The sequence below is a fragment of the Roseibium sp. AWQ4_290 genome (assembly GCF_056160985.1).
In genome coordinates, this window is record NZ_JBSWYG010000002.1 from 62,802 (window position 1) to 82,127 (window position 19,326).

Consider the following 19,326-nt stretch of genomic DNA (forward strand, 5'->3'; position numbering starts at 1 on the left):
ACCCCGCCCGCGCATCGAAGGAGATGGATCATGAATCATGAGGTCATGAACCTGTTTAACCAGCAGGCTCCCACACAGACCTTCGACAATATCCGGATTTCGCTTGCGAGCCCGGAGAAGATCTTGTCCTGGTCTTTCGGCGAAATCAAAAAGCCGGAAACCATCAACTACCGGACATTCAAGCCGGAGCGGGACGGTCTGTTCTGCGCGCGTATCTTTGGCCCTATCAAGGACTATGAATGTCTTTGCGGCAAATATAAGCGCATGAAATACAAAGGCGTCATCTGTGAAAAATGTGGCGTTGAAGTCACGCTTTCCCGGGTCCGCCGCGAGCGTATGGGTCATATCGAACTGGCCGCGCCCGTTGCCCATATCTGGTTCCTGAAGTCGCTTCCGAGCCGCATTGGCCTGCTGCTCGACATGACGCTGAAGGATCTGGAACGGGTTCTGTATTTCGAAAACTATGTGGTTCTGGAGCCGGGCCTGACCCCGCTGAAGCAGCATCAGCTTCTGTCGGAAGAAGACTTCGTGGCAGCCCAGGACGAATATGGCGAAGACGCCTTCACGGCGATGATCGGTGCTGAGGCGATCCGCGAGATCCTGATGAGCATGGATCTGGAGCGCGAAAGCGAAAAGCTGCGCCAGGAAATCGCTGAAGCCACCACCGAGCTTAAGCCGAAGAAACTGGCCAAGCGCCTGAAGGTCATTGAAGCCTTCATGGAATCGGGCAACCGTCCGGAATGGATGATCATGACCGTCGTCCCGGTCATTCCGCCGGATCTACGCCCGCTGGTGCCGCTGGATGGCGGCCGGTTCGCGACCTCGGATCTGAACGATCTCTACCGCCGCGTGATCAACCGGAACAACCGTCTGCGCCGTCTGATGGAGCTGCGTGCCCCGGACATCATCATCCGGAACGAGAAGCGTATGCTTCAGGAATCCGTGGATGCCCTGTTCGACAATGGCCGCCGCGGCCGGGTCATCACCGGTGCCAACAAGCGCCCGCTGAAGTCCCTGTCCGACATGCTCAAGGGCAAGCAGGGCCGGTTCCGCCAGAACCTGCTCGGCAAGCGGGTTGACTATTCCGGCCGGTCGGTGATCACAGTTGGGCCGGAACTGAAACTGCATCAGTGCGGCCTGCCGAAGAAGATGGCGCTTGAACTGTTCAAGCCGTTCATTTATTCGCGCCTCGACGCTAAGGGCTTCTCTTCGACTGTCAAACAGGCGAAGAAGCTGGTGGAAAAGGAGCGTCCGGAAGTCTGGGATATCCTGGATGAGGTCATCCGCGAGCACCCGGTTCTCCTGAACCGTGCGCCGACCCTGCACCGTCTTGGCATTCAGGCGTTCGAACCGACCTTGATTGAAGGCAAGGCCATCCAGCTGCACCCGCTCGTCTGTTCCGCGTTCAACGCCGACTTTGACGGGGACCAGATGGCTGTTCACGTGCCACTGTCGCTGGAAGCCCAGCTGGAAGCGCGCACGCTGATGATGTCCACCAACAACATTCTGCACCCGGCCAACGGGGGCCCGATCATCGTGCCGTCGCAGGATATTGTTCTCGGCCTCTACTATCTGTCCATCATGGCAGAAGGCGAGCCGGGCGAGGGCATGGCGTTCGGTGATATCGGCGAGATCCACCACGCACTGGCCAACAAGGTCATCACGCTGCACACGAAGGTCAAGGGCCGGTACAAGTCGGTTGACGCCGACGGCAACCCGACCTCAGAGATCATCGAGACCACGCCGGGCCGGATGCTGATCGCAGAACTTCTGCCCAAGCATTTCGAAGTGCCGTTCGAGGTCTGCAACAAGCTGATGACCAAGAAGGACATCTCCAAGATGATCGACACGGTTTACCGTGCCTGCGGTCAGAAGGAGACGGTTATCTTCTGTGACCGGATCATGCAGCTTGGCTTTAAAAATGCCTGTAACGCCGGTATCTCCTTCGGCATGGACGACATGGTCATCCCGGACACCAAGCAAAAGCTGGTGTCTGAAACCGCGTCGCTCGCGACCGAATACGAGCAGCAATATAATGACGGTCTGATCACCCAGGGCGAGAAGTACAACAAGGTTGTCGACGCCTGGGCGAAATGCACCGACAAGATTGCTGACGAGATGATGGCCCGCATTAAGGCGGTCCAGATCGATGAGGAATCCGGGCGTCAGAAACCGATGAACTCGGTTTACATGATGTCCCACTCCGGTGCCCGTGGCTCGCCCCAGCAGATGAAACAGCTGGCGGGCATGCGCGGCCTGATGGCCAAGCCGGACGGCTCCATCATCGAGAACCCGATCATCTCCAACTTCAAGGAAGGCCTGTCGGTTCTGGAGTACTTCAACTCCACCCACGGTGCCCGTAAGGGTCTGGCCGACACCGCCTTGAAGACGGCGAACTCCGGGTATCTGACCCGCCGTCTGGTGGATGTGGCGCAGGATTCCATCATCCTGGAACAGGATTGTGGCTCCGAGCGCGGCATCACCGTGGCTCCGATTGTCGATGCCGGCAACGTGATTGCCTCCCTTGGCATGCGCGTTCTCGGCCGGACCACTGCGGAAGACGTGGTCAACAACCAGACTGGCGAATTGCTTGTCCCGAGAGGCAAGCTGATCGACGAGAAGGATGTTGAGGCGGTTGAAGCGGCCAAGGTTCAGCAGATCAAGATCCGGTCGGTTCTGACCTGTGAAACCGAAACGGGCGTGTGTGCGACCTGTTACGGCCGTGACCTGGCGCGCGGGACCCCGGTCAACATGGGCGAAGCCGTCGGCGTGATCGCGGCCCAGTCCATCGGCGAGCCGGGCACGCAGCTGACGATGCGGACGTTCCACATCGGCGGCACGGCCCAGGTTGTCGACAGCTCCTTCATCGAGTCCAACGTGGACGGTACCATCAAGATCCGGAACCGGTCCGTGAACCGGGATTCGGAAGGCAACCTGATTGCCATGGTCCGCAACATGTCCATCGTTGTGATCGACAGCGACGGCAACGAGCGGGCGGTCCACCGGGTCGCCTATGGCTCCAAGCTGCATGTGGATGAAGGCGATGCGGTCAAGCGCGGCCAGCGGATTGCCGAATGGGATCCCTACACCCGTCCGATGCTGGCGGAAGTCGACGGTGTGGTCGACTTTGAGGATCTGGTTGATGGTGCGTCCGTTCAGGAAACGGCCGATGAGGCGACTGGCATCACCAAGCGTGTTGTTATCGACTGGCGGTCTTCCCAGCGCGGTGCGGATCTCAAGCCTGCCATCGTCATCAAGGACGACAAGGGCACGATCTCGAAAAACGCCCGTGGTTCTGATGCCCGCTTGATGCTCTCGGTGGATGCGGTTCTGTCCGTTCAGCCGGGCTCCACGGTCAAGGCCGGTGACGTTCTGGCTCGTATCCCGCTGGAAAGCGCCAAGACAAAGGACATCACCGGTGGTCTGCCGCGCGTTGCCGAACTGTTCGAAGCACGCCGTCCGAAGGATCATGCGATCATCGCCGAAATCGATGGCACGATCCGTTTCGGCCGGGACTACAAGAACAAGCGCCGCATCATCATCGATCCGGCGGAGGATGGCGTCGAGCCCGTCGAATATCTGATCCCGAAAGGCAAGCACTTCCACCTTCAGGAAGGGGACGCCATTGAAAAGGGTGAGTATATTCTCGACGGCAACCCGGCTCCGCACGACATTCTGGCGGTCAAGGGCGTGGAAGCGCTGGCGGCCTATCTCGTCAACGAGATCCAGGAAGTCTACCGGCTCCAGGGTGTGACCATCAACGACAAGCACATCGAAGTGATTGTCCGCCAGATGCTGCAGAAGATCGAGATCACAGATCCGGGTGACACGGAGTTCTTCTCCGGCGAACAGATCGACAGGATCGACTTCGAGGAAGCCAACCAGAAGGCCATTGACGAGGCGAAAGACCCCGCCAAGGGCACTCCGGTTCTCCTTGGCATCACCAAGGCGTCTCTGCAAACCCGCTCGTTCTTCTCTGCCGCGTCCTTCCAGGAAACGACCCGCGTCTTGACCGATGCGGCTGTCAACGGCAAGACCGACCCGCTGGTCGGTCTGAAGGAGAACGTCATTGTGGGCCGCCTGATCCCGGCCGGTACCGGCGGGGTGATGAAGCGGATCCGCAAGATCGCCTCTCACCGGGACGATCTCATCCAGGAAGCTCAGCGCCAGCAATCTTCGGAAAGCGCGGCGGAAGGTCTTCTGGAAGACATGACCGGGGCCGCCGAATAAGCGGTGTCAAAAAGATGACGGGAAAGGCCGCCTTCGGGCGGCCTTTCTTATATGACCTTCAAAAAGGAATGATCCATGAACGACAATGACCAGGACTTGGACCCGGTGGTCTATATTGTGATCGGCCGGGTGTGGGAAAACGAGAATGCGGTTCCAAATGAGGCAATCACCATTCATGCGCTTCTGACGGCCGCCGATGACGACGATGCTGTCCGTAAGACGCTGGAGTCGTTGTCTACGCAAGGATTTGCAGAAGCAGAACTTGATCAAATTGGTGTTATGGACGGGGAACCAGATGATCCTGTCTATGAGGGCGCGTATCAGGATGCGCTGTCCGGAAACGTCGCGATTGTCACGTTCACCGAGTAATTGTCTGTTAGAATAGTTTCTTTTGCCAGCTTCGAAAAGAAGACGGCGGGCTGGAGATTGTGTGGAGGTGCACGCCCCGCATATAGGGTTGGGAGCTGGCGGCAGCGTCAAATAGGGCAGAGAGACTGCCAAAAGATTGCCAGACGGAAAGTGCTTCGGGTCAATTTCAGATTCTGCTGTGCCCGGTTTTTGCCTTAAGTTTCGTTATTTTAATGCAAAATCAGCTGGTTATTCCTCCAAAACGCTCCTGGCGAATAGAATGTTCTTTATCCATACGCTCCCGAAGCTAGCAAGCATCGTTGCTTTGACGATCTCCCTTTTGGCATCTCCCGCATATGCCGACTGTGTCTCATTAAGCAGCAGCGGGTTTGAACTCAGCGGTCCGATTGCGACCGACAAGAGGACCGGGCTCCAGTGGCAGCGCTGTGCTGTCGGGATGGTGTGGCAGCAGAATGGGAACGACTGTTCCGGCACCCCTCTTGGACTGTCAAACCAGGAGGCCATGGAAGAAGCCCTGAAGTCAGGGAAGGGATGGCGTGTACCAACAGCGCAGGAATTGGATACGCTTTTTCTGGACAGTTGCGATGGTCCGAAGATCGATCAAGTGGCCTTTCCGAATATCGCGGCTTCTGACATGGGGGCCGGCGCGGAGTTTTGGACCTCGACGCAAGTTCTGCCGCCAAACATGTATTACTATTTCAATGTGACGAAAGGGTATGCCGACATGCACAGTTCTGGCTACCATCTGTCAGTATTGCTGGTCCGCGAGCCATAAGCGGAATATAGATTACCGGCATTTCCAAAGAGCAGGGCTGGTTTGCAAGACCTGCACGGCTCGGGCGATTCTTCGATAAACCACCGGTATCAAATACGATTCTAGGTTCCGAGCCGGAAGCCTGAAGCGAAGCGCACGATCTCTTCAATCGCCATCAGGAAACGACTGGCCGGCGCTTTGTATCATTATGTCCCGAGCCTGCTGGTTAGCGAAATAAAATACCAAAATGGACCTGCGTCCGATTGTAAAATAACAGGATTGTTCGGCATTGCCCGGAAATGCGGAATTTCCAATAAATCACTTGACGCAATGGGTGCATATGAGTAGTTTCCGCGCATCCCAAGGGCAGGCGGTAAGAGTGAACCCGTCCAGCGCGCTCCGAAGCGCCGGATCAAATCCTCTTAAACGCTGCCGGGTTACATAGGCGAATAAGCGTCGATTGCATGACCGCGGGGTAACTCGTGGTCCTCTGGTTTTTCGCAGCGCCTGCCGCTCATTTGAGAGCGCGCGGGCGCGATTTTGCATGTCTTTACCGGACTTGCAGGGTCTGCGGGGGACTGCAGTTGCATACGAATTTTTGGATGGACAAGGTAAAGGGCAAAGAATGCCGACCATCAACCAGTTGATCCGCAAGCCGCGGAAAGATCCGCCGAAGCGGAACAAGGTGCCGGCCATGGAGGCCTGCCCCCAGAAGCGTGGTGTTTGCACCCGCGTTTACACGACGACGCCGAAGAAGCCGAACTCGGCTCTGCGTAAGGTGGCCAAGATCCGCCTGACCAACGGCTTCGAAGTCATTGGCTACATCCCGGGTGAAGGTCACAACCTTCAGGAGCACTCGGTGGTGATGATCCGCGGCGGCCGCGTCAAGGATTTGCCGGGTGTGCGCTACCACATCATCCGTGGTGTGCTTGATACCCAGGGCGTCAAGGATCGTAAACAGCGCCGTTCGAAATACGGCGCCAAGCGGCCGAAGTAAGGAGCACATCAGATGTCCCGTCGTCACCGCGCTGAGAAACGCGAAATCAACCCGGATCCGAAATTCGGGGATGTTGTGGTCACGAAGTTCATGAACTCCATCATGTACCACGGCAAGAAATCCACCGCCGAAAGCATCGTCTACGGTGCGTTCGACGTCGTCGAGAACAAGACCCGCGAGAACCCGATTGAAGTGTTCCATGCGGCTCTTGAGAATGTCATGCCGCAAGTGGAAGTGCGCTCCCGCCGTGTTGGTGGTGCGACCTACCAGGTGCCGGTTGAGGTTCGCTCTGACCGCCGCCAGGCGCTCGCTATCCGCTGGTTGATCGCAGCTGCGCGCAACCGCAATGAAACCACGATGGTTGATCGTCTGTCCGGCGAACTGCTCGATGCAGCAAACAACCGTGGTACCGCAGTTAAGAAGCGTGAAGACACGCACCGGATGGCGGATGCCAACCGCGCGTTCTCGCACTATCGCTGGTAATTTGTGACTTCGAAGGGCTGACGCTATGTCGCGCACGCATAAAATCGAGGACTACCGCAACTTCGGCATCATGGCTCACATCGATGCTGGCAAGACCACAACGACGGAGCGGATCCTCTACTACACGGGCAAGAGCCACAAGATCGGCGAAGTTCATGACGGCGCTGCCACCATGGACTGGATGGAGCAGGAGCAGGAGCGTGGCATCACGATCACCTCTGCTGCCACCACTGCGTTCTGGAACGAAAAGCGGCTGAACATCATCGACACCCCGGGCCACGTTGACTTCACCATTGAAGTTGAGCGGTCCCTGCGTGTTCTCGACGGTGCCGTTGCCCTTCTGGACGCCAATGCCGGTGTTGAGCCGCAGACCGAGACTGTCTGGCGCCAGGCCGACAAGTACAACGTCCCGCGGATGATCTTCGTCAACAAGATGGACAAGCTCGGCGCCGATTTCGATCGCTGCGTCAGCATGATCAAGGAGCGCCTCGGCGCCAACCCGTTGGTCCTGCAGCTGAACATCGGTGCGGAAAACGAGTTTGCCGGTGTCGTCGATCTTCTTAAGATGAAGGCGCTGGTCTGGCAGTCTGAAAACCTGGGCGCTGCTTGGGATGAGGTCGACATTCCCGCTGACCTGGCTGACCGTGCGCAGGAAATGCGTGACGCACTGATCGAAACCGCCGTGGAAGCTGATGAAGCTGCCATGGAAGCTTACCTGGAAGGCGAAGAGCCCTCCATGGACAAGCTGAAGGAACTGATTCGCAAGGGCACCATTGCAGGTGACTTTGTGCCGGTGTTCTGCGGCTCCGCTTTCAAGAACAAAGGCGTTCAGCCGCTTCTGGACGGCGTTGTCGATTACCTGCCGAGCCCGGTCGACGTTCCGGCCATTAAGGGTATTGATCCGAAGACCGAGGACGAAGTCGAGCGCAAGTCCTCCGACGAAGAGCCGCTTGGTCTTCTGGCCTTCAAGATTGCAAACGATCCGTTCGTTGGCTCCCTGACCTTCTGCCGGATCTATTCCGGTGTGCTGAACAAGGGTGTGTCCCTGCTCAACACGGTCAAGGACAAGCGCGAGCGTGTCGGCCGGATGATGCAGATGCACTCCAACTCCCGTGACGATATCGACGTGGCCTATGCAGGCGACATCGTGGCCATCGCGGGCCTGAAGGACACCACGACCGGCGACACCCTGTGTGACCCGCTGAAGCCGGTGATCCTGGAGCGTATGGAATTCCCCGAGCCAGTCATCGAGATTGCTGTTGAGCCGAAGACTAAGGGCGACCAGGAAAAGATGGGCCTGGCCCTGAACCGCCTGGCAGCCGAAGATCCGTCCTTCCGCGTGAAGACGGACGAAGAATCCGGCCAGACCATCATTGCTGGCATGGGTGAATTGCACCTGGACATCATCGTCGACCGCATGAAGCGTGAATTCAAGGTCGAGGCGAATATCGGTGCACCGCAGGTGGCTTACCGCGAAACCATCACCAAGCAGGCTGAAGTGGATTACACCCACAAGAAGCAGTCCGGTGGGTCCGGTCAGTTCGCCCGCGTCAAGCTCACCATCGAGCCGGCCGAGCCGAATGAAGGCTATGTCTTCGAGAGCAAGATCGTTGGCGGTTCGGTGCCGAAGGAGTACATCCCGGGCGTTACCAAGGGGATTGAAAGCGTCATGTCGTCTGGCCCGCTGGCTGGCTTCCCGATGCTCGACATCAAGGCAACGCTCACCGATGGTGCCTATCACGACGTTGACTCCTCCGTCCTTGCCTTTGAGATCGCCGGCCGTGCCGGTTTCCGCGAAGGTATTGCCAAAGCCGGCCCGAAACTGCTTGAGCCGGTCATGAAGGTCGAGGTTGTCACGCCGGAAGACTACATGGGTGATGTGATTGGTGACCTGAACTCCCGCCGCGGCCAGATCGCGGGCACGGAGAACCGGGGCATCGTCACCGTCATCACCGCAATGGTTCCGCTGGCCAACATGTTTGGCTATGTGAACAACCTGCGTTCCATGTCTCAAGGCCGCGCCCAGTACTCGATGGTGTTCGATCACTACGAGCAGGTGCCGCAGGCTGTCGCCGAAGAGGTTCAGGCGAAATACGCCTGATCCCAGCCTCTTAACGTCAAAAACAAATAGAGAAACGGAGTAATCCGATGGCGAAGGAAAAATTTGAGCGCACGAAGCCGCACGTTAACATTGGCACGATTGGCCACGTTGACCATGGCAAGACGACGCTGACAGCAGCAATCACGATGACGCTTGCCGAAGCCGGCGGCGCTGAAGCCAAAGCGTATGACGAGATTGACGGCGCGCCTGAAGAAAAGGCTCGCGGGATCACGATCTCCACGGCGCATGTTGAGTATGAGACGGAAAACCGTCACTACGCTCACGTTGACTGCCCGGGTCACGCTGACTACGTGAAGAACATGATCACGGGTGCTGCGCAGATGGATGGCGGCATTCTGGTTGTGTCTTCGGCAGACGGCCCGATGCCGCAGACGCGCGAGCACATCCTGCTTGCCCGTCAGGTTGGTGTTCCGGCGCTTGTTGTTTTCATGAACAAGGTTGACCAGGTCGACGACGAAGAGCTTCTTGAACTTGTCGAGATGGAAATCCGTGAGCTTCTGTCTTCCTACGAGTTCCCGGGCGACGACATTCCGATCGTCAAGGGTTCTGCTCTTGCAGCTGTTGAGAACCGTGATGCGGCGATTGGCCGTGACGCGATCCGCGAGCTGATGGCGCAGGTTGACGATTACATCCCGACGCCTGAGCGTCCGAAGGACCAGCCGTTCCTGATGCCGATCGAGGACGTATTCTCGATCTCCGGCCGCGGCACGGTTGTGACCGGCCGTGTCGAGCGCGGCATCATCACCGTTGGTGAAGAAGTCGAGATCGTCGGCATCAAGGACACTTCGAAGACGACGGTGACCGGCGTTGAAATGTTCCGCAAGCTGCTGGACAGCGGCGAAGCGGGCGACAACATCGGTGCGCTGATCCGCGGCGTTGGCCGTGAAGATGTTGAGCGTGGCCAGGTTCTGTGCAAGCCGGGTTCTGTGACCCCGCACACGAAGTTCAAGGCTGAAGCCTACATCCTGACGAAGGAAGAGGGTGGCCGTCACACGCCGTTCTTCACCAACTACCGTCCGCAGTTCTACTTCCGTACGACGGACGTGACGGGTGTTGTGTCTCTGCCGGAAGGTACGGAAATGGTGATGCCGGGCGACAACGTCTCTGTGGACGTTGAGCTGATCGTGCCGATCGCCATGGAAGAAGGCCTGCGCTTCGCAATCCGCGAAGGTGGCCGTACCGTCGGCGCCGGCGTCGTCGCATCCATCATCGAATAATCGACAGCCGGGCCTGCCGGCGCAGCTTATGGTTTGAGCGGGCAGGCCCGCAGTCTTATTGGGAACAATAACAATGAACGGTCAGAATATCCGGATCCGCCTCAAGGCGTTTGACCACCGTATTCTCGACGCCTCCACCAAGGAGATCGTCAATACGGCCAAGCGGACCGGTGCTCAGGTACGGGGTCCCGTGCCGCTGCCGACGCGGATCGAGAAGTACACCGTGCTTCGCGGACCGCATATCGATAAGAAAAGCCGCGATCAGTTCGAGATGCGGACGCATAAGCGTCTTCTCGACATCGTTGATCCGACGCCCCAGACGGTGGACGCGCTCATGAAGCTCGACCTTGCCGCTGGTGTCGACGTCGAGATCAAGCTCTAAGGCGGGGTCAAGGGGACACATCATGCGTTCTGGAGTGATCGCTCAGAAAGTGGGCATGACCCGCATCTACAACGATGCAGGCGAGCATGTTCCGGTCACGGTTCTGCGGCTGGAAAATTGCCAGGTGGTTGCCCACCGGACTGACGAAAAGAATGGATACACGGCGCTGCAGCTCGGCGCGGGTACCCGTAAAGTTAAGAATACGCCGAAAGCACTGCGTGGGCACTTTGCTGTTGCAAAGGTCGAGCCGAAGCGGACAGTGGCCGAGTTCCGCGTTTCCGCGGACAACATGATCGACGTGGGAGCGGTTTTGACCGCTGACCATTATGTCGAGGGCCAGTTCGTGGATGTCACGGGCACGTCGATCGGTAAGGGGTTTGCCGGTGCGATGAAGCGCCACAACTTCGGTGGTGGACGCGCAACCCACGGTAACTCGATCTCGCACCGTTCACACGGTTCAACGGGTCAGTGTCAGGATCCGGGCCGTGTGTTCAAGGGCAAGAAAATGGCCGGTCATATGGGCGATGCCCGCGTGACCACGCAGAACCTGAAGGTTGTGCGCACTGATGTTGAGCGTGGCCTGATCATGGTCGAGGGTTCTGTTCCGGGCGCCAAGGGCGGCTGGATCCTGGTCCGCGACGCGATCAAAAAGGCGCTGCCGGACAATGTTCCGGTTCCGGGTGCTTTCAAGGCGTCCGAAGCGACTGAGGCTGCCGGGAAGGAGAGTGAGTGATGGAACTCCAGGTCAAGACCCTAGAAGGTGGGGCGGCCGGTTCGATCACGGTGTCTGACGAGATCTTTGGTCTCGAGCCGCGCACCGATTTGATCCACCGTGTGGTGCGCTGGCAGCTTGCCAAGCGCCAGGCGGGCACCCACAAGACGCTGCAGCGGTCTGAAATCTCCGGCACGACGAAAAAATTCGTCCGCCAGAAGGGTTCGGGCGGTGCACGTCACGGCAACAAGAAAGCCCCGCAGTTTCGCGGTGGTGGCAAGGCCTTCGGCCCGGTCGTGCGCGACCACGGCCATGACCTGCCGAAAAAGGTCCGTGCCCTCGGCCTGAAACACGCATTGTCCGCGAAAGCCAAGGCCGACAGCCTGGTGGTTGTGGAAGATGCGAAAGCAGCCGAAGCCAAGACCAAGGCTCTGAAAACGCAGCTCGGGAAGCTTGGGCTGACCAGCGCCCTGGTCATCGATGGTGCGGAACTTGACAACAACTTCGCACTGGCCTCGCGCAACATCCCCCATGTGGATGTGCTGCCGGTTCAGGGCATCAACGTCTACGACATCCTGCGGGCCAACACGCTTGTGTTGACCAAGGCTGCGGTGTCCGCACTTGAGGAGCGCTTTAAATGAGCAAACTTCCTCACTACGACAAGATCGTCGGCCCGGTGATCACCGAAAAGTCGACGATGGCTTCTGAAGAGAACAAGGTTGTCTTCAAGGTTGCCAATGACGCAACCAAGCCGGAAATCAAGGCCGCTGTCGAAGCTCTGTTCGGCGTCAAGGTCACGGCAGTGAACACCCTGGTCCGCAAGGGCAAGGTGAAGCGCTTCCGCGGACGTCTTGGCCGCCAGTCCGACTTCAAGAAGGCCGTCGTTACGCTGCAGGAAGGTCACGCTATCGACGTGACCACCGGGCTCTGAGACGGGGACTAGAAAATGGCACTTAAGACATTCAACCCGACGTCCCCAGGCCGCCGTCAGCTGGTTCAAGTTGACCGCTCCGGCCTCTGGAAGGGCAAGCCGGTCAAGACCCTGACCGAAGGCCTTTCCAAGAAGGGCGGCCGCAACAACACCGGCCGTCTGACGTCTCCGAACCGTGGTGGCGGTCACAAGCGGTCCTACCGTCTTGTTGACTTCAAGCGCCGCAAGTGGAACGTGCCGGCAACGGTCGAGCGTCTGGAATACGATCCGAACCGGACCGCATTCATTGCGCTGATCCGCTATGAAGATGGCGAGCTGAGCTACATTCTGGCGCCGCAGCGCCTTGCGGCTGGCGACACCGTCATTGCCGGTGCAAATGTGGACGTGAAGCCGGGCAATGCGGCGCCGCTGTCCAGCATTCCTGTCGGCACGATTGTGCACAACATTGAGCTTAAGCCGGGCAAGGGCGCCCAGATCGCCCGTTCTGCCGGTGCGTTTGTTCAGATTGTTGGCCGTGACCAGGGGTACACCACGCTGCGTCTGATGTCTGGCGAACAGCGCCGGGTTCTGGGGACCTGCATGGCCTCCATCGGCGCTGTGTCCAACCCGGACCACGGCAACGTGAACCTCGGCAAGGCAGGCCGTTCCCGCTGGCTTGGCATCCGCCCGCATACGCGCGGTGTTGCCATGAACCCGATCGACCACCCGCATGGTGGTGGTGAAGGCCGGACCTCCGGCGGTCGTCATCCGGTTACCCCCTGGGGCAAACCGACCAAAGGCAAGCGCACGCGGCGCAACAAGCAGACTGATAAGTTTATCGTCCGCAGCCGCCACGCGCGTAAGAAGTAAAGGACAGGATCGTGGCACGTTCGATCTGGAAAGGTCCGTTTGTCGACGGGTATCTGCTGAAGAAAGCGGACAAGGTCCGTGAGTCCGGCCGGAACGAGGTCATCAAGACCTGGAGCCGCCGCTCAACGATCCTCCCGCAGTTCGTCGGTTTGACTTTCGGCGTCTATAACGGTCAAAAGCACGTTCCGGTGCTTGTGTCTGAAGAGATGATTGGTCACAAGTTCGGTGAATTTTCGCCGAGCCGGACCTATTACGGACACGGCGCCGACAAGAAGGCGAAGAGGAAGTAACGATGGGCAAGCCGAAGCGTGAGCGGACGCTCGCTGACAATGAGGCCCGGGCAATGACCCGCATGCTGCGCATTTCTCCGCGCAAGCTGAACCTCGTTGCGGCTTCGATCCGTGGCAAAAAGGTCGGTTCCGCGATTGCGGACCTGACATTCTCCCGCAAGCGCATCGCGCATGACGTCAAGAAGACCTTGATGTCTGCCGTTGCGAACGCGGAAAACAATCACGACCTGGACATCGACAACCTGGTGGTTGCCGAAGCTCATGTTGGCAAGGCATTTGTCATCAAGCGGTTCCAGGCCCGTGCACGCGGCCGGGTTGGCCGGATCGAGAAGCCGTTCTCGAACCTGACCATCGTCGTGCGCGAAGTTGAGGAGACTGCCTGATGGGACATAAAGTAAACCCGATCGGCATGCGCCTCGGGATCAACCGCACCTGGGATTCCCGCTGGTATGCGAACAAGAACGAATACGGCGATCTTCTGCACGAAGATTTCCGCATCCGTGAGTTCCTTCTGAAGGAACTGAAGCAGGCTGCTGTCTCTAAGGTCGTGATCGAGCGCCCGCACAAGAAATGCCGCGTGTCCATCCATTCCGGCCGTCCGGGTGTGGTCATTGGCAAGAAGGGTGCGGACATTGAGCGCCTTCGCAAGAAGATCGCCGATATCACGAATTCGGAAGTGCATCTCAACATTGTTGAAGTGCGCAAGCCGGAGATCGACGCGACGCTTGTTGCCGCTTCGATCGCTCAGCAGCTGGAACGCCGTGTTGCTTTCCGCCGCGCCATGAAGCGGGCCGTTCAGTCTGCCATGCGTCTTGGCGCCCAGGGCATCAGGATCAATTGTGGCGGCCGCCTCGGCGGCGCGGAAATTGCGCGTATTGAATGGTACCGTGAAGGCCGCGTGCCGCTTCACACACTGCGGGCCGACATCGATTACGGTGTTGCCAGCGCGCATACCGCTTATGGCGTGTGCGGTGTCAAGGTCTGGATCTTCAAGGGTGAAATTCTGGAGCATGACCCGATGGCGTCCGAACGCCGTGCAACGGCTGCTTCCGAAGGTAACCAGGGTGATCGCGGCGGACGCCGGGATCGGGGCCGCGAGCGCGCAGCTTAAACAAAGCTGCCTGCCGCTCGTAAGATAAGAAAGACGAGAGAAGAACGATGCTGCAACCGAAGCGCACAAAGTTCCGCAAGCAGCACAAAGGCCGCATCCACGGCTTGTCGAAGGGAGGCACTGACCTCAACTTCGGCGCATTCGGTCTGAAGGCTATGGAGCCGGAGCGTGTGACTGCACGTCAGATCGAAGCGGCCCGTCGTGCTATGACCCGTCACATGAAGCGTGCGGGTCGTGTTTGGATCCGTATCTTCCCGGACCTGCCGGTTTCCTCGAAGCCTGCCGAAGTCCGCATGGGTAAGGGTAAAGGGTCTCCGGATTACTGGGCTTGCCGAGTCAAGCCGGGCCGGATCATGTTTGAAATCGACGGTGTGCCGGAAGACGTGGCCCGTGAAGCCATGCGTCTTGCCGCCGCCAAGCTGCCGATCAAATGCCGTTTCGTTCAGCGTATCGGCGAGTAAGGCAGGCGAGGAGTTAAGCCATGAAGGCGACCGATGTACGGGCTAAGACCCTCGACGAGCTCCGCAGTGAGCTTGAAGGCCTGAAGAAAGAGCAGTTCAACCTGCGCTTCCAGAAGGCCACGGGTCAGCTTGAAAACACTGCGCGTGTGCGGCAAATCCGCCGCGACATTGCGCGTATCCAGACGATCATGCGCGAGAAGCGCGTGACGGCGAACGCTTAAGGAGACGGCCATGCCGAAGCGTATCCTGCAAGGCACCGTTGTCAGCGACGCCAATGACAAGACGGTGACGGTGAATGTGGAGCGCCGCTTCACGCACCCGCTTTTGAAGAAGACTGTGCGCCGGACCAAGAAGTACCGGGCACATGACGAAAGCAACCAGTACAAGGTTGGCGACTCTGTTCAGATCGAAGAGTGCGCGCCGATTTCGAAAAACAAGCGTTGGACCGTGGTCGCCGAGTGACCCGGCTCCCCGTTTGGTGAGTACCAGGCGCCCGTGACCCGGGCGCCTAAAGATCATCCTGACGGCGGCCAGCCGCAGGCAGGATGTAGGAACATCTGAGAGCTGATCATTTTGGTGTCATGTGGGATCCACATGAGGGCAGGGTGATCGAGAAGAACAAGGCAGCCAGTCATGATTCAGATGCAAACAAACCTCGACGTCGCGGATAACTCCGGCGCCCGTCGTGTCATGTGCATCAAAGTGCTCGGCGGCTCCAAGCGCAAATACGCCCAGGTCGGAGACATCATCGTTGTGTCCGTCAAAGAGGCTATTCCGCGGGGCCGCGTCAAAAAGGGCGACGTGATGAAGGCTGTCGTCGTGCGCACGGCAAAGGATATCCGCCGTCCCGATGGCAGCGTGATCCGGTTCGACCGCAATGCGGCCGTGCTGGTCAACAACAACAAGGAGCCGGTCGGCACCCGTATTTTCGGTCCGGTGCCGCGTGAACTCCGCGCAAAGAACCATATGAAGATCATTTCGCTCGCGCCGGAGGTGCTCTGATGGCTGCGAAAATTAAAAAAGGCGATACGGTGATTGTGCTGACCGGTCGTGACAAGGGCAAGTCCGGCGAAGTCATCAAGGTGATGCCGTCCGACAACAAGGCCCTGGTCCGCGGGATCAACATGGTCCGCCGCCACCAGAAACAGACCCAGACGCAGGAAGCTGGCATCGTGTCCAAAGAGGCGCCGATCCACCTGTCCAACATCTCGCTCGCCGATCCGAAAGACGGCAAGCCGAGCCGCGTCGGGTTCAAGCTGCAGGACGATGGCACCAAGGTTCGTGTCGCCAAGCGTTCGGGAGACCTGATCGATGGCTGAGACCACTTACGTGCCGCGTCTTAAGACGCATTACGATGAAGTCGTGCGCAAGCAGCTTCTCGAAAAATTCCAGTACAAGAACGTCATGCAGGTTCCGCAGCTGGAAAAGATCGTTCTGAACATCGGTGTCGGTGAGGCTGTTGGCGATTCCAAGAAAGCCCGCACCGCGGCTGAAGACCTGGCGGCGATTGCCGGTCAGAAGCCGGTGATCACCAAGGCGAAAAAATCCATCGCGACCTTCAAAGTCCGCGAAGGCATGCCGCTGGGTGCCAAGGTGACCCTGCGCCGCCAGCAGATGTTCGAATTCATGGACCGTCTGATCACCATCGCGCTGCCGCGCGTGCGTGACTTCCGGGGCCTGAATCCGAAGAGCTTCGACGGTCGCGGCAACTACGCCATGGGCATCAAGGAGCACATCGTGTTCCCGGAAATCGAGTACGACAAGGTCGACCAGATCTGGGGCATGGACGTGATCGTTTGCACCACGGCGCCGACCGATGACGAGGCGCGCGAGCTTCTGCGCGCGTTCAACTTCCCGTTCACGAAGTAACGGGCAAGGAAGGGAACGACGATGGCGAAGAAAAGCGCAGTCGAAAAAAACAAGCGCCGCGAGAAGCTTGTCAAGAAATACGCTGAGAAGCGCGCCGCGCTGAAGGCAATGGCTAAAGATGAGAGCCTGTCTTTGGAAGAGCGTTACAATGCCCGCCTTAAGCTGGCGAAACTGCCGCGGAACTCCGCGCCGAACCGCGTTCGCAACCGTTGCGAAGTGTCCGGCCGTCCGCGCGGTTTTTACCGCAAGCTGAAGATGTCGCGTATTGCGCTTCGTGAACTGGGTTCCCTGGGCAAGATCCCGGGCCTGGTCAAGTCGAGCTGGTAAGGAGAAACTCCGATGGCAATTTCTGATCCGTTGGGGGATATGCTGACCCGCATTCGCAACGCGCAGATGCGTCGCAAGAACAAGGTCAGCTCACCAAATTCCAAATTGCGTGCACATGTACTTGATGTGCTTGCAAAAGAGGGGTACATCCGTGGCTACACCACGGTTGACTACGAGGGCGGCAAGTCCGAGTTGGAAATCGAACTGAAGTATTTCGACGGGGAACCGGTCATCCGCACGATTGAGCGGGTATCCAAGCCGGGCCGCCGCGTGTACTCGTCGGTGAAAAACATCCCGCATGTCTCTAATGGCCTGGGCGTGTCGATCATTTCGACTCCGCGCGGTGTCATGAGCGACCATCAGGCGCGGGAAGAAAATGTAGGTGGTGAGGTTCTTTGCCGCGTCTTCTGATGCGGCATCCTCGCTTTTAAACAACGACAAGGTTGGTCATATGTCTCGAATTGGCAAAAAGCCAGTCCCCGTGCCAAGCGGGGTAACGGCATCGATCGACGGTCAGACGGTTACGATCAAGGGCCCGAAAGGCGAAAAGTCTTTCGTGCTCAATGATCTTGTTCTGGCCGAAATGACGGATGACGGGATCAAAATCGATCCGCGCAACAATTCCAAGCCGGCCCGCTCCATGTGGGGTATGAGCCGTACGATGGTTTCTAACCTGATCACAGGGGTGACCGACGGGTTTAAAAAGGACCTGGCAATCACCGGTGTCGGGTATCGTGCCCAGGTCCAGGGCCAGAACCTTCAGCTGGCGCTTGGTTTCTCGCATGACGTTGTCTATCCGATCCCGGACGGCATCGATATCAAATGCCCGAAACCCACGGAAATCAGCATCTCCGGCACCGACAAACAGCGTGTCGGCCAGGTTGCTGCTGAAATCCGCGAATTCCGCCCGCCGGAGCCCTATAAGGGCAAAGGCGTTCGTTATGCAGACGAATTCATCGTCCGCAAAGAAGGCAAGAAGAAGTAACGGACCATAGATCATGGCGAATAGCAAACAAGCTTTCGAACGCCGCCGCGATCGCGTGCGCCGTTCGATCAGGAAAGCCGCTGGCGGACGTCCGCGCCTTTCCATCTTCCGCTCGTCGAAGCAGATCTACGCCCAGATCATTGACGATGCGAAGGGGTACACAATTGCCTCTGCTTCAACGATCGAAAAAGATCTCAAGGGCAGCCTGAAAACGGGCGCCGACGTTGCAGCAGCTGCTGCCGTTGGCAAGCTTGTCGCAGAGCGGGCAGTTGCCGCTGGCGTCAAGCAGGTCGTGTTCGACCGGGGCGGGTACATGTATCACGGGCGCGTCAAAGCGCTGGCCGATGCAGCCCGCGAAGGTGGACTTGAATTCTGACCAGCGCCCGTTGGCGCTCTTAAGAACGGAAGACGTATAAAATGGCGAGACAGGAAAATCGCGATCGCGAAGAGCGAGACAGCGAATTCGTCGACAAGCTCGTTCACATCAACCGCGTGGCAAAAGTGGTCAAGGGTGGCCGCCGGTTCGGCTTCGCAGCACTTGTTGTGGTTGGTGACCAGAAGGGCCGTGTCGGCTTCGGTCATGGCAAGGCACGTGAAGTGCCGGAAGCCATCCGGAAAGCAACAGAAGCTGCAAAGCGCACCATGATCCGTGTGCCGCTGCGCGAAGGCCGGACCCTCCACCACGATGTGGAAGGCCGTCACGGCGCAGGCAAGGTTCTGCTGCGAGCAGCCCCGGCCGGTACCGGGATCATCGCAGGTGGCCCGATGCGTGCCGTCTTCGAAACGCTTGGCGTTCAGGATGTTGTGGCAAAGTCCCTCGGGACGTCGAACCCGTACAACATGGTTCGTGCCACCTTCGCCGCCTTGAAGAAGGAAGACAGCCCGCGCTCCGTCGCTGCCCGCCGTGGCCTGAAGGTCTCTGTGCTGCAGTCTCGGCGTCGTGATAACAACGAAGAGGCGGCTCCGGCTGCCGCTGAGGCTTGACCTTGGCGGCTCCGGCCCCCAGCTGAGAGAGGGTAGGTTCCATGGCGAACACCGAAAAGACTGTTACGGTCGAACAGATCGGCAGCCCGCTGCGCCGTCCGAAGGACCAGCGCGCGACGCTCATCGGTCTCGGCCTGAACAAGATGCACCGCCGCGCGACACTGAAGGATACTCCTGAAGTGCGCGGCATGATCAATAAGGTTCAGCATCTCGTTCGCGTCGTCGAAGACAACGCATAAGGACGGGGTGAGGA

General features: G+C 58.6%; 27 protein-coding genes. All 27 read left to right on the forward strand.

What is annotated here, in order from left to right; translation table 11 throughout:
• The first annotated feature begins 30 nt into the window (after nt 1-30).
• The 27 genes from rpoC to rpmD all read left to right on the forward strand — a co-directional run bounded on the left by rpoC (nt 31) and on the right by rpmD (nt 19,312).
• On the forward strand, nt 31-4,230 hold the full coding sequence (gene rpoC, locus ACXAH0_RS02485) for a DNA-directed RNA polymerase subunit beta' (protein ID WP_475186750.1): 4,200 nt from the start codon (nt 31-33) through the stop codon (nt 4,228-4,230).
• A 75-nt stretch (nt 4,231-4,305) separates the two neighbouring features.
• The gene (locus ACXAH0_RS02490) at nt 4,306-4,599 is read left to right on the forward strand and encodes a regulator (protein ID WP_475186748.1); all 294 of its coding nucleotides are present in this window, start codon (nt 4,306-4,308) and stop codon (nt 4,597-4,599) included.
• A gap of 259 nt (nt 4,600-4,858) precedes the next feature.
• Nucleotides 4,859-5,374: an Lcl C-terminal domain-containing protein gene (locus ACXAH0_RS02495; RefSeq protein ID WP_475188828.1), complete on the forward strand. Its 516-nt coding sequence runs from the start codon at nt 4,859-4,861 to the stop codon at nt 5,372-5,374.
• Between the two features lie 604 nt (nt 5,375-5,978).
• On the forward strand, nt 5,979-6,350 hold the full coding sequence (rpsL, locus tag ACXAH0_RS02500) for a 30S ribosomal protein S12 (protein ID WP_006936459.1): 372 nt from the start codon (nt 5,979-5,981) through the stop codon (nt 6,348-6,350).
• A 12-nt stretch (nt 6,351-6,362) separates the two neighbouring features.
• Nucleotides 6,363-6,833, forward strand: a complete 471-nt coding sequence (gene rpsG / locus ACXAH0_RS02505; RefSeq protein ID WP_475186744.1) for a 30S ribosomal protein S7 — start codon at nt 6,363-6,365, stop codon at nt 6,831-6,833.
• A gap of 25 nt (nt 6,834-6,858) precedes the next feature.
• On the forward strand, nt 6,859-8,934 hold the full coding sequence (gene fusA / locus ACXAH0_RS02510; protein WP_475188829.1) for an elongation factor G: 2,076 nt from the start codon (nt 6,859-6,861) through the stop codon (nt 8,932-8,934).
• Between the two features lie 47 nt (nt 8,935-8,981).
• On the forward strand, nt 8,982-10,172 hold the full coding sequence (gene tuf, locus ACXAH0_RS02515; RefSeq protein WP_475188831.1) for an elongation factor Tu: 1,191 nt from the start codon (nt 8,982-8,984) through the stop codon (nt 10,170-10,172).
• Between the two features lie 73 nt (nt 10,173-10,245).
• Nucleotides 10,246-10,554 carry a 30S ribosomal protein S10 gene (rpsJ, locus tag ACXAH0_RS02520; RefSeq protein WP_006936455.1) on the forward strand — a complete coding sequence of 103 codons (309 nt, stop codon included), beginning with the start codon at nt 10,246-10,248 and terminating at the stop codon, nt 10,552-10,554.
• A gap of 22 nt (nt 10,555-10,576) precedes the next feature.
• Nucleotides 10,577-11,287 carry a 50S ribosomal protein L3 gene (rplC, locus tag ACXAH0_RS02525; protein ID WP_475178289.1) on the forward strand — a complete coding sequence of 237 codons (711 nt, stop codon included), beginning with the start codon at nt 10,577-10,579 and terminating at the stop codon, nt 11,285-11,287.
• Nucleotides 11,287-11,907 (forward strand): 50S ribosomal protein L4, encoded by a 621-nt coding sequence (gene rplD / locus ACXAH0_RS02530; protein WP_475178286.1) that lies wholly within the window; start codon nt 11,287-11,289, stop codon nt 11,905-11,907. The genes rplC and rplD overlap by 1 nt, the downstream gene beginning before the upstream one ends.
• A complete protein-coding gene (locus tag ACXAH0_RS02535) occupies nt 11,904-12,197 on the forward strand; it encodes a 50S ribosomal protein L23 (protein ID WP_152501370.1) in 294 nt (97 codons plus the stop codon). The genes rplD and ACXAH0_RS02535 overlap by 4 nt, the downstream gene beginning before the upstream one ends.
• 15 nt (nt 12,198-12,212) lie before the next feature.
• Nucleotides 12,213-13,046, forward strand: a complete 834-nt coding sequence (rplB, locus tag ACXAH0_RS02540) for a 50S ribosomal protein L2 (protein ID WP_475188833.1) — start codon at nt 12,213-12,215, stop codon at nt 13,044-13,046.
• Nucleotides 13,047-13,057: 11 nt separating this feature from the next.
• Entirely contained in the window at nt 13,058-13,336 is a 279-nt protein-coding gene (rpsS, locus tag ACXAH0_RS02545) for a 30S ribosomal protein S19 (RefSeq protein ID WP_022998243.1), read from the forward strand.
• A gap of 2 nt (nt 13,337-13,338) precedes the next feature.
• On the forward strand, nt 13,339-13,719 hold the full coding sequence (rplV, locus tag ACXAH0_RS02550) for a 50S ribosomal protein L22 (protein WP_475178277.1): 381 nt from the start codon (nt 13,339-13,341) through the stop codon (nt 13,717-13,719).
• A complete protein-coding gene (rpsC, locus tag ACXAH0_RS02555) occupies nt 13,719-14,447 on the forward strand; it encodes a 30S ribosomal protein S3 (RefSeq protein WP_299481553.1) in 729 nt (242 codons plus the stop codon). The genes rplV and rpsC overlap by 1 nt, the downstream gene beginning before the upstream one ends.
• A gap of 47 nt (nt 14,448-14,494) precedes the next feature.
• Entirely contained in the window at nt 14,495-14,908 is a 414-nt protein-coding gene (gene rplP / locus ACXAH0_RS02560; protein WP_475178271.1) for a 50S ribosomal protein L16, read from the forward strand.
• A 20-nt stretch (nt 14,909-14,928) separates the two neighbouring features.
• A complete protein-coding gene (gene rpmC, locus ACXAH0_RS02565; protein WP_475178269.1) occupies nt 14,929-15,129 on the forward strand; it encodes a 50S ribosomal protein L29 in 201 nt (66 codons plus the stop codon).
• A gap of 10 nt (nt 15,130-15,139) precedes the next feature.
• Complete coding sequence (rpsQ, locus tag ACXAH0_RS02570; protein WP_475178265.1) at nt 15,140-15,370, forward strand: 30S ribosomal protein S17; 231 nt, start codon at nt 15,140-15,142, stop codon at nt 15,368-15,370.
• Nucleotides 15,371-15,541: 171 nt separating this feature from the next.
• Complete coding sequence (gene rplN, locus ACXAH0_RS02575) at nt 15,542-15,910, forward strand: 50S ribosomal protein L14 (RefSeq protein WP_008191626.1); 369 nt, start codon at nt 15,542-15,544, stop codon at nt 15,908-15,910.
• Nucleotides 15,910-16,227 carry a 50S ribosomal protein L24 gene (gene rplX, locus ACXAH0_RS02580; protein ID WP_475178259.1) on the forward strand — a complete coding sequence of 106 codons (318 nt, stop codon included), beginning with the start codon at nt 15,910-15,912 and terminating at the stop codon, nt 16,225-16,227. The genes rplN and rplX overlap by 1 nt, the downstream gene beginning before the upstream one ends.
• A complete protein-coding gene (rplE, locus tag ACXAH0_RS02585) occupies nt 16,220-16,777 on the forward strand; it encodes a 50S ribosomal protein L5 (RefSeq protein WP_094071092.1) in 558 nt (185 codons plus the stop codon). Before rplX ends, rplE begins: the two co-directional genes overlap by 8 nt.
• A 21-nt stretch (nt 16,778-16,798) precedes the next feature.
• The gene (rpsN, locus tag ACXAH0_RS02590; RefSeq protein ID WP_094071091.1) at nt 16,799-17,104 is read left to right on the forward strand and encodes a 30S ribosomal protein S14; all 306 of its coding nucleotides are present in this window, start codon (nt 16,799-16,801) and stop codon (nt 17,102-17,104) included.
• Between the two features lie 12 nt (nt 17,105-17,116).
• Nucleotides 17,117-17,515 (forward strand): 30S ribosomal protein S8, encoded by a 399-nt coding sequence (rpsH, locus tag ACXAH0_RS02595; RefSeq protein ID WP_207140512.1) that lies wholly within the window; start codon nt 17,117-17,119, stop codon nt 17,513-17,515.
• 40 nt (nt 17,516-17,555) lie between these two features.
• Nucleotides 17,556-18,089 (forward strand): 50S ribosomal protein L6, encoded by a 534-nt coding sequence (rplF, locus tag ACXAH0_RS02600; RefSeq protein ID WP_475178247.1) that lies wholly within the window; start codon nt 17,556-17,558, stop codon nt 18,087-18,089.
• A gap of 13 nt (nt 18,090-18,102) precedes the next feature.
• Nucleotides 18,103-18,465, forward strand: a complete 363-nt coding sequence (gene rplR / locus ACXAH0_RS02605) for a 50S ribosomal protein L18 (RefSeq protein ID WP_475178243.1) — start codon at nt 18,103-18,105, stop codon at nt 18,463-18,465.
• A 41-nt stretch (nt 18,466-18,506) separates the two neighbouring features.
• Nucleotides 18,507-19,073, forward strand: coding sequence for a 30S ribosomal protein S5 (gene rpsE, locus ACXAH0_RS02610; protein ID WP_475178240.1), 567 nt, complete (start codon nt 18,507-18,509; stop codon nt 19,071-19,073).
• 41 nt (nt 19,074-19,114) lie between these two features.
• Nucleotides 19,115-19,312 carry a 50S ribosomal protein L30 gene (gene rpmD, locus ACXAH0_RS02615; protein ID WP_475178235.1) on the forward strand — a complete coding sequence of 66 codons (198 nt, stop codon included), beginning with the start codon at nt 19,115-19,117 and terminating at the stop codon, nt 19,310-19,312.
• The last annotated feature ends 14 nt before the right edge of the window (nt 19,313-19,326 follow it).